At 46.7% G+C, this 16425-nt stretch carries 16 protein-coding genes; all 16 read right to left on the reverse strand.

The features are described 5' to 3' along the window. Position 1: 1 nt before the first annotated feature. A complete protein-coding gene (bacB, locus tag ACY3LV_RS01095) occupies positions 2 to 709 on the reverse strand; it encodes a 3-((4R)-4-hydroxycyclohexa-1,5-dien-1-yl)-2-oxopropanoate isomerase (RefSeq protein ID WP_087992769.1) in 708 nt (235 codons plus the stop codon). Continuing rightward, positions 699 to 1313: a prephenate decarboxylase gene (gene bacA, locus ACY3LV_RS01100; RefSeq protein ID WP_148963425.1), complete on the reverse strand. Its 615-nt coding sequence runs from the start codon at positions 1311 to 1313 to the stop codon at positions 699 to 701. Before bacA ends, bacB begins: the two co-directional genes overlap by 11 nt. Before the next feature lie 151 nt (positions 1314 to 1464). Next, positions 1465 to 2703: an MFS transporter gene (locus tag ACY3LV_RS01105; protein WP_464863222.1), complete on the reverse strand. Its 1239-nt coding sequence runs from the start codon at positions 2701 to 2703 to the stop codon at positions 1465 to 1467. A gap of 321 nt (positions 2704 to 3024) precedes the next feature. After that, positions 3025 to 4572 (reverse strand): L-glutamate gamma-semialdehyde dehydrogenase, encoded by a 1548-nt coding sequence (pruA, locus tag ACY3LV_RS01110; RefSeq protein WP_464863224.1) that lies wholly within the window; start codon positions 4570 to 4572, stop codon positions 3025 to 3027. 237 nt (positions 4573 to 4809) lie between these two features. After that, positions 4810 to 6084: a glutamate dehydrogenase gene (gene rocG, locus ACY3LV_RS01115; protein ID WP_333561632.1), complete on the reverse strand. Its 1275-nt coding sequence runs from the start codon at positions 6082 to 6084 to the stop codon at positions 4810 to 4812. Positions 6085 to 6267: 183 nt separating this feature from the next. Next, entirely contained in the window at positions 6268 to 6732 is a 465-nt protein-coding gene (bslB, locus tag ACY3LV_RS01120; RefSeq protein ID WP_464863225.1) for a biofilm surface layer hydrophobin BslB, read from the reverse strand. Positions 6733 to 7056: 324 nt separating this feature from the next. Next, on the reverse strand, positions 7057 to 7512 hold the full coding sequence (locus tag ACY3LV_RS01125; RefSeq protein WP_087992774.1) for a dTDP-4-dehydrorhamnose 3,5-epimerase family protein: 456 nt from the start codon (positions 7510 to 7512) through the stop codon (positions 7057 to 7059). Then, positions 7505 to 8356: a dTDP-4-dehydrorhamnose reductase gene (gene rfbD / locus ACY3LV_RS01130; RefSeq protein ID WP_464863347.1), complete on the reverse strand. Its 852-nt coding sequence runs from the start codon at positions 8354 to 8356 to the stop codon at positions 7505 to 7507. The genes ACY3LV_RS01125 and rfbD overlap by 8 nt, the downstream gene beginning before the upstream one ends. A 13-nt stretch (positions 8357 to 8369) precedes the next feature. Continuing rightward, the gene (gene rfbB, locus ACY3LV_RS01135) at positions 8370 to 9317 is read right to left on the reverse strand and encodes a dTDP-glucose 4,6-dehydratase (RefSeq protein ID WP_464863226.1); all 948 of its coding nucleotides are present in this window, start codon (positions 9315 to 9317) and stop codon (positions 8370 to 8372) included. Then, positions 9317 to 10057: a sugar phosphate nucleotidyltransferase gene (locus ACY3LV_RS01140; RefSeq protein WP_464863227.1), complete on the reverse strand. Its 741-nt coding sequence runs from the start codon at positions 10055 to 10057 to the stop codon at positions 9317 to 9319. The genes rfbB and ACY3LV_RS01140 overlap by 1 nt, the downstream gene beginning before the upstream one ends. Before the next feature lie 24 nt (positions 10058 to 10081). Beyond that, positions 10082 to 11101 carry a PseG/SpsG family protein gene (locus ACY3LV_RS01145; RefSeq protein WP_464863229.1) on the reverse strand — a complete coding sequence of 340 codons (1020 nt, stop codon included), beginning with the start codon at positions 11099 to 11101 and terminating at the stop codon, positions 10082 to 10084. A gap of 2 nt (positions 11102 to 11103) precedes the next feature. Then, positions 11104 to 11826 carry a glycosyltransferase family protein gene (locus ACY3LV_RS01150; RefSeq protein WP_464863231.1) on the reverse strand — a complete coding sequence of 241 codons (723 nt, stop codon included), beginning with the start codon at positions 11824 to 11826 and terminating at the stop codon, positions 11104 to 11106. Continuing rightward, on the reverse strand, positions 11819 to 12940 hold the full coding sequence (locus ACY3LV_RS01155) for an N-acetylneuraminate synthase family protein (protein WP_464863232.1): 1122 nt from the start codon (positions 12938 to 12940) through the stop codon (positions 11819 to 11821). Before ACY3LV_RS01155 ends, ACY3LV_RS01150 begins: the two co-directional genes overlap by 8 nt. Further along, positions 12940 to 13809, reverse strand: coding sequence for a GNAT family N-acetyltransferase (locus tag ACY3LV_RS01160; protein WP_464863233.1), 870 nt, complete (start codon positions 13807 to 13809; stop codon positions 12940 to 12942). Before ACY3LV_RS01160 ends, ACY3LV_RS01155 begins: the two co-directional genes overlap by 1 nt. After that, the gene (locus ACY3LV_RS01165; RefSeq protein ID WP_464863234.1) at positions 13810 to 14979 is read right to left on the reverse strand and encodes a DegT/DnrJ/EryC1/StrS family aminotransferase; all 1170 of its coding nucleotides are present in this window, start codon (positions 14977 to 14979) and stop codon (positions 13810 to 13812) included. It lies immediately after the preceding gene. A 20-nt stretch (positions 14980 to 14999) separates the two neighbouring features. Beyond that, positions 15000 to 16424 carry a CDP-glycerol glycerophosphotransferase family protein gene (locus ACY3LV_RS01170; RefSeq protein ID WP_464863235.1) on the reverse strand — a complete coding sequence of 475 codons (1425 nt, stop codon included), beginning with the start codon at positions 16422 to 16424 and terminating at the stop codon, positions 15000 to 15002. Between the last annotated feature and the right edge of the window lies 1 nt (position 16425).

The raw sequence follows: 16425 nt of genomic DNA on the forward strand, positions 1-16425 counted from the left end.
ATCACTCATCCGCCTTTATTTTTTTTGCTTTTGCCCTGTTGTAGCGCGGCGGGAAGAAGATGTTAATGGATTTTGATTCTTTTTCTGAGCGGTTGATGGCGCCGTGATCTTCCCGAGGCTCACAGAAATAGGCTGTACCGAATTTCATGTCCACCGTGCAGCCTTCGACCGTCATGTCGTAACCGCCGCCGATGCAGATGCCGATTTGTTCATTCCGATGTTTATGGAAAGGCATTTCTCCGCCGTTTCCAGGGATTTTGGCCAGCATGATTTCCACCCAGTCCTCTACAAAGAACGTGACTTCCATGCCGGGCAATAGGTCTCTCGTTTTGAAAATATTCAAAAAATAGTCCTCAGGACTTGTATATGTTTCATCAGCTTTCAGCCGCTTGATATCAATCGCAATGACTTCTTGGTCTGTGTCGTTTCTAGCCCCGTGAGGCACATCCGGCGGCGCGATGTAGGCAGATTCCAAGGCCGTCATTTTTCTCGTCACATCTCCAACAGTCATCATCAGCTCGCCTGAAACGACCATGCCGATTTGGACTTCCTTATGCTGATGGGGTTCAACGTTCGTATGCGGCGGAACGTAAGACATTAATACCTCAGTGTCGCCGCGCACGGTTGAATACTGTCTCACACCGTTTTCCCATTCTATTAATTTCGGTGTCGGGAAATAAAGCTCCTGCATATCTTCTTTAGTTTTCATAATCAACGTCTCCTTTTCCAAATAATGACCAGCTCATAGGAATGCTTTTAAATGTTTTCACAAATGTAAGCCCGTACTTTTGCCGTGCGAGCTCATTCGTTAAAGCAATGTCATACAAGCCTTCTTTTACTTTTCTTGCAGCTTGACTGGTCGAATTGACCAGTTTGAAACGTACATCTTTGCGGGTAAAATATTTGATTAAATTAATGGGTGAAGGATGTGAAACAATAACAGATAAATCAAGCATATCGTCGCTGAATTCAAAGTCAGGACGAACAGCCAGGCCGTACATCGGTGTATCGCACCTGAAGATTTGCAAAAGCTGCAAATCCGGCCTCATGTAGAAATGCTTAATGCCGTCGTAAGCGTGTGGGACGATGGTATATTCCAGCGGGCTTTGAAGCGTCCTTTCGATGCATGATTCAAATGTATCATGCAAGGACAATTTACTGTTCAGCCCCTGCAGAAGAGTAAAATTGGAGATGAAATGCTTTGCTGCGTACTCACTGCTTGTCCCCTCAGGGCCGAGCGTGTTGACTGTAATCAATTTGGATATTGAATCAGTTCTGTTTTTTGTCTGAATGCTATTATCCAATATTATCATGAGCACCAACCAATCTTTTAAAATTTTAAGTAAATTTTATCCAGAGAAAATCGAACTGTCAACATTTTTTGAAAATACTGATAATTATTCCCGTACAAACAGAAAAACCCTTAAAAAAGGGTTTTTTATTATAGGCATTTAGAAACTTTCTTTATTGGGATAAGGAATGATCGGCTTTCTGCTCATGTTTGCCGTACTTTTTATATGCGAATACACTGAGCACAAATCCGAGTACGGTGATGGCGGCGCAAATCAATCCGACAGCTGCATAACCGTATCCCACATATACAGGTCCCATCAAAGCAGATCCTAATGTCACAGCCAGATTCGAGGCAAGGCTGTAAAACACCATGATTTTCCCGCGATGATGCTCTGAGCAGTCACTCAAAATGGTGCTGAGCAGCGTCACCGTCAAGCTTTGCATTAACCCCCAAATAAATAGGCTGACGATTAACAGAATCATTGAAGCCGGTGCATAGGCTAAACAGGCCAGCAGCACGCTGATGACCCCCAGCGCAATCAACAGGGAGCGCATTTTTCCGATGCGGTCGGCTATCTTTCCTGTAATCACACTCATGGAAAACCCAATGCCGTAAATCATGATAAATAAGCCCGCAGCTGTATTTCCTCCGGTAAAAACGTCCTGAAGATAGGAGCCTAAAAATGAATACATACCGTAAAAACCAATCATATTACAAAAGGTTATCGTGATATAAACGGGTACGCGCGGGACTTTCAGTGCATCCCGGAATGTTCCAGCCGGCTCTTCTTTTTCTTCCTTGCCGCTGTTTTTATGCTCGGCATGACGGCGGATTTCAAGCAGGATCAGCAAAACAACCAAAACGCCCATCAAGGCGAATATCCAAAATGTCCATCTCCAATGCAGGACGCCGCCGATAAATGATCCGAGCGGCACACCGAAGATCAGTGCCAGCGACCAGCTTGAAACGATCAGTCCCATCACCTTGCCCCGGTATGTATAAGGAACACGATCCCCGACAACTGCGTAAGCTGTCGGCACAAACGCTCCCGCAGCCAATCCCGACAGCGCCCGGCCCAAAAAGAAGAATAAGATATTTTGGGCTAAAGCGCATATTACTGTTCCTATGATAAAAATGATAAGACTTGCCATTAAACTAAGTTCTCTCGAATATTTATCGCCTAAAGGAACCAGAAGCGGCGCACCGATAAAAATCATCACGCCGTAAATACTGATAGATAACGCAAGGACACTGACATCTGAGTTGAAGGCTTTTGCTAAATCCGGCAGCAGCGGTGAGATCACAAGTTCTTCAGATCCGGCAGCAAATACCCCCATCGTTAAAGCCAGTGCTAACAATAGCGGAAAATGATGTTTTGTTTTGATGTCATTGTTTTGTTTACTGTTCATTCTCCCTCAAACACCTCTTCCATAATCTTCATAAAGTTGAATTAATTTTAGCATTGTTTTTTCGCAATTTACAATTCGAACGAAATCTTTATTATTTTTATTGTTTTCATTTAAATTTTAATACAGATTTTAATATTTCATTTAAAAATTACGAGAAACTTTAACGCTACTTATGGAAAGCCAATGGCATTTAGTTTACTCGGATGATCAGACGACACCGTAAAAAAGCTCTCCGATTCTCCGGAGAGCTTTTTCTATTGCGCCTTTGCCTGTTTAAATCGTGCGGTCAGCTACAGAACGCACGGTTTTGTTTCTCTCAAATCAAAAAGCTTCGGACGTTGTTTTGGCTTGCATATGAAGAATTAAATAATCCGGGCCGCCTGCTTTTGAGTCTGTTCCGGACATATTAAAACCGCCGAACGGCTGATACCCGACAATCGCTCCGGTACAGCCTCTGTTGAAGTATAAGTTTCCGACATGGAAATCTTCACGCGCCCGTTCAATGTGCGCACGGTTTTTCGTCAGCAGTGCGCCAGTTAATCCGTATTCCGTGTTATTTGCAATCTCCAGCATATGATCGAAATCACGCGCTTTGCAGATCGCAACAACCGGGCCGAAAATTTCTTCCTGCATCAGGCGCGCGTTTTCATCAACGTCTGCAAAGATCGTCGGCTGAATAAAGTAGCCTTTTGAATCATCGCCTTCGCCGCCGGTCAACAGTTTGCCTTCAGATTTGCCGATTTCAATATATGACATGACTTTGTTGTAGGACGCTTCATGAATGACTGGGCCCATATACGTATCAGGATCCTCCGGATTGCCGGCAGTCAGCGTTTTGGTAAGTGCCACAGCTTTCTCCACTACTTCATCATAAACATCCTGATGGATGACCGCGCGAGAGCCTGCTGAACACTTCTGTCCTGAAAATCCAAACGCTGAATACACGATAGAGGATGCAGCAAGGTCTAGATCAGCGTCCTTGTCGATTAGCATCGTGTCTTTACCGCCCATCTCTGCAATGACCCGTTTCAGCCATTTTTGGCCCGGCTGCACTTTGGCGGCGCGCTCATAAATCCGGCACCCAACCGCTCGGGAACCTGTAAATGAGACAAACCGCGTTTTCGGATGCTCTACTAAGAAATCGCCGATCTCCGCTCCATCTCCCGGAATGTAATTCAGAACGCCGTTTGGCAAACCCGCTTCCTCCATGACCTCAACAAATTTTGCAGCCACGACCGGCGCCGCGTCAGCCGGTTTTAAGAGAATCGTATTTCCTGTCACAATCGCTGCCGCCGCTGTACCTGCCATAATCGCAAGCGGGAAATTAAATGGAGAAATGACGATGCCGACGCCAAGCGCTTCGTAATGATATTGATTGAATTCGCCAGCACGGCTCTTCACCGGAGCCCCTTCCTTAAGGTTTAACATTTGGCGCGCGTAAAACTCTAAAAAGTCTATCGCTTCAGCCGTGTCCGCATCTGCTTCCTTCAACGGTTTTCCCGCTTCCTTTACAAGATAGCTTGAAAATTCATGCTTTCTTCTGCGTAAAATAGCTGCTGCTTTAAAGAGGATATTGGCACGGTGCTCCGGTCTTTGTTTTTTCCATGATTCAAATGCCTGCAATGCGGCTTGCATCGCTTTTTCAGCAAGCTCTTGATCCGCTGTAGACGCGTACCCAATGACCTCTTCTTTATTGGCCGGGTTTATTGAAACCATTTTGCGGTCTGTTTCGATTTTTTCTCCATTGATGACAAGCGGATAATGCTTGCCGAGCTGAGTGTTTACAAAGGCCAATGACTCTTGAAATGCTGTTCGATTTTTTGCCTCCGTAAAATCAGTAAATGGTTCGTGCACGTATGAAACTGTCATATGTAATCCCCCTCATGTCATAAAAAATGCCTTGGCATAAATTAAAAATGCAAGAATCATACCAATATCTTGTCTTTTGCTGAAAAAACTTGTTGAATTGTACAGAAATTTGTCAAACAGGAGAACACCTAGCTCTTTTTCCGATCACGAAATGCAAATTTATTTTGCGCATTCCGCTTTTCCTAAACGGGTAAAACGCAAAATTTATTTGCATCAGAAAGAATTCTCCTTCCGAATTCACACCCACCCGCGGAATCGCGATGCTTCTGCCGACTTTCTGATGCCCGTCATGTAAGCCGCCAAGCGCATGTCTACTTTATGTGCTGCCGCTGTCTGATAAATCGTTTCGAACGAATTGACCATGACGTTTCTCAGTTTTTCTGCGACCTCTTTCTCTGGCCAATAATATCCTTGGTTGTTTTGCACCCATTCAAAATAAGAAACCGTGACGCCGCCGGCACTCGCCAGAATATCGGGCACGAGGAGCACGCCTCTTTCATTCAGGATCTTCGTGGCATCAATGGTTGTCGGTCCATTCGCCGCTTCGACGACAATTGACGCCTGAATGTGATGTGCGTTTTTGGCTGTGATTTGATTGGCGATTGCCGCAGGCACTAAAATATCGCAATCCTTTTCAAGCAGCTCCTCATTTGTGATGACGTCTGTAAATAAGTTGGTGACCATGCCGAAGCTGTCCCGCTTATCGAGCAAATAAGGGATATCGAGGCCGTCCGGATTGTAGAGCCCGCCGTGGGCATCCGAAATCCCGATCACCGTCGCGCCGGCCTCATGCATGAATTTGGCCAGAAAGCTCCCCGCGTTTCCAAAGCCCTGTATGATAATGCGCGCGTTTTGCAGCTTGATCCCTTTTTTCTTCACCGCCTCTTCAATACAAATCGTGACGCCCTGTGCCGTTGCCGTTTCCCGGCCTTGCGATCCGCCTAAAACGATTGGTTTCCCTGTAATAAAGCCTGGAGAATCGAATTCCCGGAGCCGGCTGTACTCATCCATCATCCACGCCATAATTTGCGAGTTGGTGTACACATCGGGAGCTGGAATATCCTTTGTCGGGCCGACGATCTGGCTGATGGCACGGACATATCCCCTGCTCAGCCTTTCCAGTTCTCCAAATGACATTGTCCGCGGATCACAAATAATACCGCCCTTTCCGCCGCCATAAGGAAGATTGGCAATCCCGCACTTGAGCGTCATCCAAATGGATAATGCCTTTACCTCCTCTTCGCTGACTTCAGGATGGAAACGCACGCCCCCCTTTGTCGGACCGACAGCATCATTGTGCTGCGACCGGTAGCCTGTATACACTTTGACACTGCCGTTATCCATTTTTACCGGAATACGGACGGTGAGCATTCTCTGCGGCTCTTTCATGAGTTCATACATATCGCCCGGATAGCCCAGCTTCCGCAGGGCTTCCTTAATGATCGTTTGGGTAGACAGAAATAAATTAAGAGCTTCTTTTTCCTCGTCTTTCTTGACTTGCTTTTCTGACATCATTTTCACCTCATTATTTTTTGACCAGCTTAAAATGTAAGCGCTTCAAAAATTTTCCGCCGATCAATTCCTTTCTTCATTGATTCACCCTTATCATCATGCAAGATCCGTACCAGTTTTTTAAATCAACAAAAAAGAGACTGAAAATATCTCAGTCTCTGATCACATCTATTCATTAACGAGTTAACGAGGGTCAATCACCAGCTGCGTTTCAGCATAAAAACTGCCGATTCCCAAACCGTTCACAACATCGCCTTTAATCGTGTAAGCGCCTGCGCGCGGAAGGGTTTTGCGCACCATGACGAGGTCAAATTCGGATGCGCCTAACAAATCAAGCGTAAGCGGGAGTCTAACTGTTTTTCCATCATTTAAAATCTGTGTTTCTTTCAGCGTTCTTCCATTCACTGAATCTCTTGTCGTAGCATGAAACCCGTCAGGAAAACGAAATTCTACCGCTCCTAGAGAAAGCACCGCGTTTGGTTTATACGTCACTTCAATATCGGAAGTGGTCCACTCTTTTGTACTGTTGATCGTTTTAGCCTCAATTGAAGCAGACTGTGCATGAGCTTGGCCTGAAGGAAGCAAGATTGATAGTAAAACAGCTAAACCGATGAATAGTGAAGATACGAATGAAGTTCTTTTTAACATGACATTTCCCCCTCAAATCACAGTTAATATTTGGCCAGAGCGTCCTCTGCAGAAAAAGTATGTTTCTGTCATTCGCGAATTTCCAATTCTTTTTCTTAAAAGTTAATCTATCACCAATTTCCATGGAAGTAAATGTTTTTTAAGGAATATTAAAACTTTCGTTTTTATGTGAATTCCATCCTGATTACACAAGGTTCCTACAGACTATTTCTTCTCTCTTTTTCTAGTCACATCCGCCCGCTTATTTCTATCTTTTGCCCTATTTTAAAAAGGATAAAAAAAGTCGAAGATGCCTCCGCTCTTCGATTGATCACGTTCCTATCTTTATCTGAATTCGGTATTCCAGTTAAAACCGATTGTCTCATCATTCCACGGAATTCTTTTTTCATCAGGCTGATCCGCGTTATACGACATGGTAGTGAAGTAGATAATCGTCAGCGGCTTCTCTCCCAGCACTCTGTATCCGTGGGCAACCCCTTTAGGGATCAATAATAGCATCGGGTTATCTTCGCCCATGTAATAAACGCCAGTTTCTCCTTTTGTCTTTGAGTCCTCTCGAAGATCGTAAAGGACAACCTGAGCATGGCCAGTTGGGAAGAACCAAAGATCATCTTGCTTCTCATGATAATGAAATGCCTTAATCACACCCGGATAGCTTTTCGACCAAGAGGCCTGCCCGAAATGCTCAAGAAGGTTCTCATCATCCCGAACCAGCTCGGCAAAAAATCCTCTGTCATCACTATGCTTCGTCAATTTTTTCACCTTGACTCCATCAATCACGTGCACTGCTCCTTTCCCGCAAATATGCCCGTAACGCTTCTCGCCAATGGCGAGGGCGAATGCCGGCTTCTTCAATGGCCTGATGGCTCAGAACAGAATAAGCCGGACGGGGCGTTTTGTTTCCGTATTCTTCAGTCGTGACAGGCAAAATGACTGTGGCCATCCCGCTATCTTCCATAATGGCCTTCGCAAATTCATACCAGCTGCATATGCCTGAATTGCTGACATGATAAATGCCCGGCGGATGGCTGAACAGCTTGATGACCACTTCTGCTAAATCCTTCGTATAGGTCGGCGAACCCATTTGATCGCTTACAACCCGCAGCTCTTGTTTCGTTTCAGCAAGCTTCAGCATGGTTTGAACGAAATTGCTGCCGCCGTGTCCGTACACCCACGACGTTCTGATAATCGTGCTGTCTTTTGTCGCTAATCGAATCAGTTCTTCTCCGAGCTTTTTGCTTTTGCCGTAGATGGTATTTGGATTTGGAGGATCGTCTTCCCTGTAAGGCTGGGTTCCTTTCCCGTCGAATACATAGTCCGTGCTGATATGAACATATTGAGCGCCGATGCGGGTTGCCTCAAGCGCTGTATAATAAGCGCCGATTCCGTTAATCAAGTACGCTTTATCAAGTTCTGTCTCGCATTGATCAACCGACGTAAACGCGGCAGTATTAACCACGATATCCGGCTGATAATGGCCAAACGAATGCCGTACTGAGCGCTGGTCAGCAATGTTCATCATCTTCTTTGTTAATGCAATGACCTCATATCCGGTTTGCTTCAGCTGGCGGCACAGTTCCCGGCCAAGCTGTCCTCCCGCACCAGTCACCAATACCTTTGTCAATCGGATCACCTTCTCATCGGTCATTGTCGGTATACCAGCGAATCGTACGCGCAATGCCTTTTTCAAACGGCACTTCCTGCCGCCAGCCCAGTTCGTTTTTCAGCTTTGATGCATTGATCGCATAGCGCCGGTCATGCCCTTTTCGGTCTTCCACGTGTGCGAACAATTCCTCACAGCCCAAATGCTTCATGATGATGCTCGCCAGCTCTTTATTTGTGCGTTCATTCCCGCCGCCGATGTTATAGACCTCACCATCGGTTCCTTTTTCTAAAATCAGCTTGATGGCGCGGCAATGATCCTCCGCAAACAGCCAATCTCGGATCTGGAGCCCATCGCCGTACAGCGGAACTGGAAGTCCTTGCTTCGCATGGCGGATAATCGTCGGAATCATTTTTTCGCTGTGCTGGTAAGGGCCGTAATTGTTGCTGCATCGTGTAATAATGGCCGGAAGCTTGTGGGTTTTGACATAAGATAACACAAGCAAATCAGAGCTTGCCTTGCTGGCTGAATATGGGTTATTAGGAGAAAGCGGCGTCGTTTCAGTAAACGCGGGATCTTCCGTTTCTAAATCCCCGTACACCTCATCTGTTGAAATATGAATCAGCTTCTTGGCTTTTCCCTGCAAAACCGCTTCCGCCAATCGGTATGTTCCCATGACATTTGTGGTGATAAACGGCTCTGCTTGGGAAATGCTTCTGTCTACATGCGATTCCGCAGCGAAGTGAATCACGCCGTCATACGTCTCATCAAACGCGCGGTCGATATCCTCCTGAACACTGATATCCCCTTTCACAAAGCGAAATCGGCTGTTTTCCTTTAATTTTTCCATTTCCTTCAGGTGGCTGGCGTACGTCAGTTTATCTAAAACGGTAATGTGCGCATCCGTTTCCTTCAGCATGAGCTTTGTAAACGTGAGCCCGATGAAGCCGGCCCCGCCCGTAATTAAATATGATTTTGCCATCACTTTTCGTCCTGTCCTTTCTGTAAAGCCCGGTGTACAAGCTGAGAGGCGAGATGAAGCGATTCGTGAGTTCCGGCATCGACCCACCAGCCTGATAACACATCATACGTAAGCTGGCTGTTTTCAATGTATAGATTATTCACATCTGTGATTTCCAGCTCGCCGCGCTTTGACGGTGATATTTGTTCAATATAGGAAAATACCTCCGCATCATACATATAAATGCCGGTTACACAAAGGTTGGTCGGCGGATGTGCGGGCTTCTCGATAATGGAACGAATCCGCTTGTTTTTCTCATCAATTTCAGCAATCCCGAAGCGCTCCGGATCATCAACTTCTTTCAGCAGCACCTTTGCTCCTTTTCCCTGCTGTTCAAAGCGCTCCGTAAAAGGCTTTAATGAATCTTCGAATATATTATCACCTAATAATAAAATGAAAGACTCTTTTTTCGTAAAGCGTTTTGCATAAGACAGCCCATCCGAAATACCCGATGCGGCAGGCTGGACTTGATAAGTGATTGTGACGCCAAGCTCTTCCCCGTTCCCAAGCAGTTTGAAAAACTGCGGCATATGATCTTTTTGGCTGATGAGTAAAATGTCTTTTATTCCGGCTTCCTCCAGCTTCATAATCGACCAGTAAATCATCGGATACGGGCCTACAGGAAGCAAATGCTTGTTGACGGCTTTCGTTAAGGGCATAAGGCGTGAGCCGTTTCCGCCGGCTAAAATAACACCTTTCACAGTAACACTTCCTTACATGCATTTTTATAGCTTTTGATCATACAAATCTTGAAGAATAGCTTTTACCCGCTTGATGCCTTTGCCATCCACGAGCGGCCTCCCTCCCTTGTGCAAAGAAAGGCGAAGAGGATAGCTGCTGCTGATTCGTGACATCTGATAGATGAGCGTTTCATCCGATACAAGCTCTCCGAGACCAAGATCAAGAGCGGCGCCTTGTTCAGCAAATGTTTTGGCTGTTGCCGTTTGGTGCTCAACCTGAGAAAGAACAAGGCACGGCACACCGATGCAAATGGCTTCGTACAAGGAGATGCCGCCGGCTACAATGGCTGCATCCGCTTGTTTCATGACACCCGCCATATCACTTGTCTGCCCGATCACCGTGTACTGCGGCTTCTTTTGAACCTGCCTTCGGACCGCTTCTTGATGCGGTGAAGCGCTCCCCATTACAAAAATCATGTTTTTATCTTTCATGGCGGGGACTTGATCGGCTGCAGCCAGCACTTTAAAAATAAGCTGCTTCGGATCGCTTCCTCCCAGCGCAACAAGAATATTGCGGCATTTTTTCCTCAGTGTGTAATCATTTCTTGCGGCCTGGAAGGCGGGGTGAAGAATGAGATAATCAGGGCCCTCATAGATGCGGGTGTTTCCCTGATCGTACCACCTGCTTCTGATATCACCGTAAATTCCGTTGATGACTGCGTCACTTAGCTGAATCGCTTTTTCATTTTTCTCTTCAAAGAGTACGATTTTTGCATCTGTTTCCGCCTTTATTTTCCTTAATAGCTCAGCAGGCGCGTTGAGAATATCAAACAAAAGCAGATCAAGGTGCTTGTTTTTTATTTCCCGGAGAATAAATTCATGCTGCCGCAGCTCCGGTTTTACAATGACATGCCAATGCTCTTCATGAAGAAATGGTTCAGACTCCTGATTCGTGTAAAACGTAATCAAGCAGCGCTGTTTGAGTTCTTCCGCGAGCCTCTTCATCCGGACAACATGGCCCATTCCCTTTTCATAACCGCCGTCTGCGACGATCCCAATATGCATGGCTATTCAGCCTCTCGTTCGATTGCCGCATCAGGGTTCCGGTTCAGCAGGCTGATGAGCTCTGAGGCGGATACATCAGGGCGCTCGCCTGCTTTTTGATAAAGGGCCTTTATCGATTCATAGTCTTCCTTTGTGTCGATGGTCAGCCGGTATTGAGGGGCGCGAAATTGTTCCGGCGCCTCTAAAAACTGAACGCGATAAAGATCTGGATGGTTCCTTACATATAACGTGACATGCTCCTGATATTGATCCTCCAACGCCTGAATACGGCTGATGTCTGTTAACAGTTTGGCGCTGACCACTTCGCCGCTAATCCCTAACGGAGTGTGCCAGATATACGTATAATCTGCTCCTTGATCAAGATGCGACGCTATCATGAAATCGAGCAGCTTCGGATCGACAAACGGATTATCACCCGTTAACCGGATGACCACTGTCGGTTTGACAGCTTCAATGACCTTCACAAACCTGTCGAGAACACGCTCCTCGCTGCCGCGGAAAACGCGAAAGCCATATTTCACACAGTGCGCCTCTAAGATGTCGTCAGTTTCTTTGTCAGACGTGGCGATGACAAGATTATCCCGATCCTTTTGATAAAACGCGCTTTGCCGGACACGGTGAACGAGAATATCGAGTAAACGATTGGATCCGAGCGGACGCAGCACTTTTCCCGGAAGCCGTGTTGAACCCATTCTGGCTTGGATGATAAAGAGAATGTCATTCATGAGATGGGCTGTCCTTCATTAAAATGTCGCCCCAGACAATACCTGTATCGGACGGGATGTCTCTTACAGCCCGAACGCCGCCGGTCAGCAGCTCAAAAAATCTCGGGTGCAGCCCCTGCGGCTTTTGTCCGGGGCGTAGCACTGAGATATTGTCTTCACTAAAGGCTTCGCCTTTTTGAATCGGAGCTGTTGCAAAAATTCCTCTGTATGCAAATTGTCGGATTTCTCCTTCGATGGCGGTTGTGGTTTTGTATGAACTGCCTAGCAGTCTTTCAGATACCGGCTTCCTGATTCCTTGTTTCAGCTCGGCCTCGGTTTTCCTGATACCTTCGACCATTTCTTTTAATTCGCCCGGATTTAACGCAAACGAGTGGTCGGCGCCCGGCAGATTTTTATCGATCGTAAAATGCTTTTCTATCAGTTTTGCTCCGAGCCGAACCGCGGCACACGGCGCTTCAGTCGGGTGCTCGCTGTGATCGGAGAAGCCGATCACAGCATCAGGAAAAGCGGCGGCAAGCATTGGAATGACGCTGAGGTTGCTGTACTCCGGCGGCGCAGGGTATTTCGCCACACAATGCATAATGGCGATTTTATCGTTGCCCTCTGCCCTGATGGTGCTCCACGCTTCGTGAACATCAGAAATTTCCGCTCCGGCTGTCGAGAATATCATCGGCCTGTTCAGTCGGGCGACATATTTGAGCAGCGGAAGATGGTTAATTTCATAGGATGCGATTTTAAAAGCGCTCGGCGAGGTGGACTGAAGCAGGTCGGCTGACCCCTCGTCACATACTGTGCTTAAAAAGATCACCTGCTTTTCGCGGCAGTAATCCAAAAGCGGGGAAATCCACTCAGCGGGCATTTCCATGGATTGAATCAAAGAAAAAATAGAGACGTCCTGGCCAGCCGCTGTTTTGTACAAACCAGGATCTTTCTGGTACATCTTATCAGCCTGGAACATTTGAAATTTCACGGCATCCGCGCCGGCTTCCGCCGCTGCATCAATCAGCGCAAAAGCCTGATCAAGCTTTCCGTCATGATTAATTCCCGCCTCGGCAATAATAAATACAGGCGCGTCTTTGCCCACAGTTTTATTCGCGATCTGAAACGCTGCCATTATTTCGCCTCCTTGCCCGGCCAAATATGATAATAGTAATACGATTGTTCAGCGGTGAAGCCCATTCTTTCATAAAGGCGGATCGCCCTTACATTGTGAAGCTGCGTCCCCGCTGTTACCGTTTTATGCTTCTGGGTCAACGGATGTTCTATGAGATTCGCCAATAAATGAAACGCGACACGTTTGCCTTCGAATCCCGGCTTCACAGCCATCAAATCGAGAATACATTCATCTTCTCTGGATAAGCCCTGAAGATAACCGATGACCTCGCCATTATGCTTAGCGGCAACATTGACAGCCGCCCTTCCATTCAGATTGTTTCGTGTCCACTCCTGAAAAATTTTGTTTGCTGCTTCGCGGCTGAGATGAGGATCTTGAAAATATCTGCTTTTTGTAAACGAGTCTCGGGCCAGCTCACATATCGCTTCTGTGTCTTCGGGCTCAGGCGGGCCCAGTTCAAAAAATGGCGGTGTTTTGTCATATAAAGACGGGGGATTCGCCAGCTTCAGCAAACTGCCGACAAAGTAAGAAGACGGTTGCTGCTGTATCACATGCGCGGCTCCGATATCTTCAGCCGGAACGCGAACAAAGATAAAATCCGTTTCATCCATTTGCCGTACAGAATAAAAAGCTTGAAACAGCCTCTTCAGCTGCCCGGTGCTGTTTGCCGCAAGAAGCTTGACGTTCATGACTTTCTTCTGAAGCATATGGCTTTCCCACAGAGAGTCTTCATAAAGCAAGACGCCTTGGAGCCCGCTGTTTTCAAAAAGGCCGAGGGAAAATTGATACGGAACGTCCAGTGTAAGCTGCCTGCTGTGGAGAAAACTCTCAATCGCCTCTTTGGAGACATTTTCTTTTACCGTGTACACTTAACCAGCCCCTTTTACGATATCCCGCACAGCTTCAATGACATCATTTACATCCTCGTCAGACATTGAAGGATAGAGCGGGAGCGACAGGGTTCGTTTATAGTAATTCATCGCGACCGGGAAGTCCTCTTCCTTATACCCGAATCGCTTTTGATAATATGGATGAATGTGTACCGGAATAAAATGAACGCTTGTGCCGATATTGTATTCATCCTTTAAAGCCGTAATCATTTCGCTGCGCGTGATACCGGCCTGTTTTTCATCAACTTGCAGAACATATAAATGCCAAGCGTGCCTGCCGTCATCATGGACAAACGGCGTGATCAGCCCCGAAATCTGCTGAAAAGCGGCTTGGTAGCGGCCGGCAATCTCTTCTCTCCGTTTCTGCATCTCATCTAGACGTTTCAGCTGATGATGACCGAGAGCAGCCTGCAGATCAAACATGTTCATCTTATAGCCGGGCGATTCGACTTCATAATACCAGCTGCCATTTGAAGAATAACGGTTCCACGCGGCTTTGCTCATGCCGTGAAGGCTCAGCACCCGGATGTGATCGGCAAGCTCCTCATCGTCTGTCGTCAGCATGCCGCCTTCCCCTGTCGCCAGGTTTTTGGTGGCGTAAAAGCTGAATGCCGTCGCGTCTCCGATAGAACCGATCATTCTTTGCTTATAAGTTGTATACACAGCATGTGCCGCATCCTCAAGCACGAATAAGCCATGCTTTTGGGCAATTACCAATATCGCATCCATATCGCAGGACTGCCCGCCAAAGTGGACGGGTACAACTGCTTTCGTTCGCGGTGTGACGGCCGCCTCAAGCTTTACCGGATCAATATTGAGCGTGTTTTCGTCAATGTCCGCAAACACAGGCGTCGCTCCTGTATGAATAATCGTATTGGCGGTCGAGCTGAACGTAAGCGGAGAGGTAATGACCTCGTCACCCGGCCCGATTCCTTTTGCTTTCAAAGCCAAAAATAAGGCGGCCGTACATGAATTCAGCGCCACGGCGTGCTTCGCCCCGACAAACGCGGCAAACTCTTTTTCAAACTGCTGAACCTTCGGGCCTTTGGAGAGCCATCCCGATTCAAGCGTTTCTGTAACCTCCTGAATTTCTTCCTTGCCGATTAACGGCAAAGAGTAAGGAAGAAAATGATTTCTCTTTTGCACCATTTCTTTGCGCTCCTATCATTTTATTCAGTATCTTCCCGCCTGTAATCAACCCCTGTTTTGGCTTTCAATTCCGCAAATAAGGCGTTTGTTGATTCTGCCACCGGGTAATTAGCTGCTGTGAATGCCAGACGCGCCTCTTCTGCTTTTTGATGCACTGAGGGACTTCGAAGAACCGCAATTAAGGTGCGCGCCAGTTCATCCGGCTGATCAAATATAAAACCGCCAAGAGATTCATAATACGGATACGTGCGGGTTCCGGATGATTTCCCGATCAATGCAGGTTTTTGAAACAGCATGGCTTCAAGTCCGACTGTTGACGTTTGCGTCACTGCCGCGTCAGCATACGGCAGCAAATCATACAGCTCCATCTCCTTTTTGATGACTCTGCAGGCTTTATGTTTTTTTGCCGCAGCGTGATACAGATCCAGCTTATTTTTCCCGATTTCCCAAGGGTGGGGTTTGATGATGATTTGCAGCTGTTTCTGATCAGAAAGCTCTTCTAGCAAACCGGAATAAAAATCTTCCGAAAAAGGCTGGGTCGCAATAAGCACGATTTTTTTGGATGGATGAAAAGCAAGTTTTCGATAGAATGTGGACATGTCGATAGGGGTTCTGTTAAAAATCTGATCGAAGCGGGGATGTCCCGTTACGAGAATCTGCTCAGGTTTACAGCCTTTTCGTTTGAACCAATCCGCTTCATAAGCGCCAAAAACAGCCTGATAGGTTGTAAAAACAGGAATGAAGGCTTCATCTCCCATCAATGCGCCATGCTGAAGACAAATGCTGACCGCCCCTCTCTTTTCACACGTAAGAGCGAGCACCCTGCTGTAAATATCTTCTGTCGTTCCGACGACAACGGCAGAAATCTTCTCCTGCTCAAAAAGCGCATCAACCGTATCAATGGCTTCCATAAATAAAGGAATATCTTTGTAAAGCCGATCGCGAAACGCTTGATCACCGAATGCAGGATGGTCATCAAAAGGGGCGAGAATCGAACAGGCTGTTTCGAGATACGGCTTCGGATCACCTTTTTGGCATGATTCCGCAATGTCACGCTTGCTAATCACAGGCAGATCACAGTAATGCGGCAAACTCCATCTGGCTAAAACAGCTGTTTTGCCAGGGTCAAATTGATAGTAATTTTCGTTCGAAAAACGCAGGTAATCAAAGTGCAATATGACTTTCCCCTTACCAGGTTTTTCGTTTGTTTTGACTATATTTTTTATCTTTTCTTCAAAAAACGGCTGAATCTGTCCTTCATCGATATGCTGATCCACCGCTCCGAATAACTCCGGCTCTTCATCCATCATCACCCTTAGCTCCGGGCTGATGTATTGATAAAAATTACTGATAAGTCCAAGCGGAATCCCCTTGTAGCGAAGTCTGTCAAAAAGCTCTACATACTCCCGGTACAGCACCCAATAATTGCTTAAATAGGCCGACAAG

The organism is Bacillus sp. 11C, assembly GCF_055486375.1.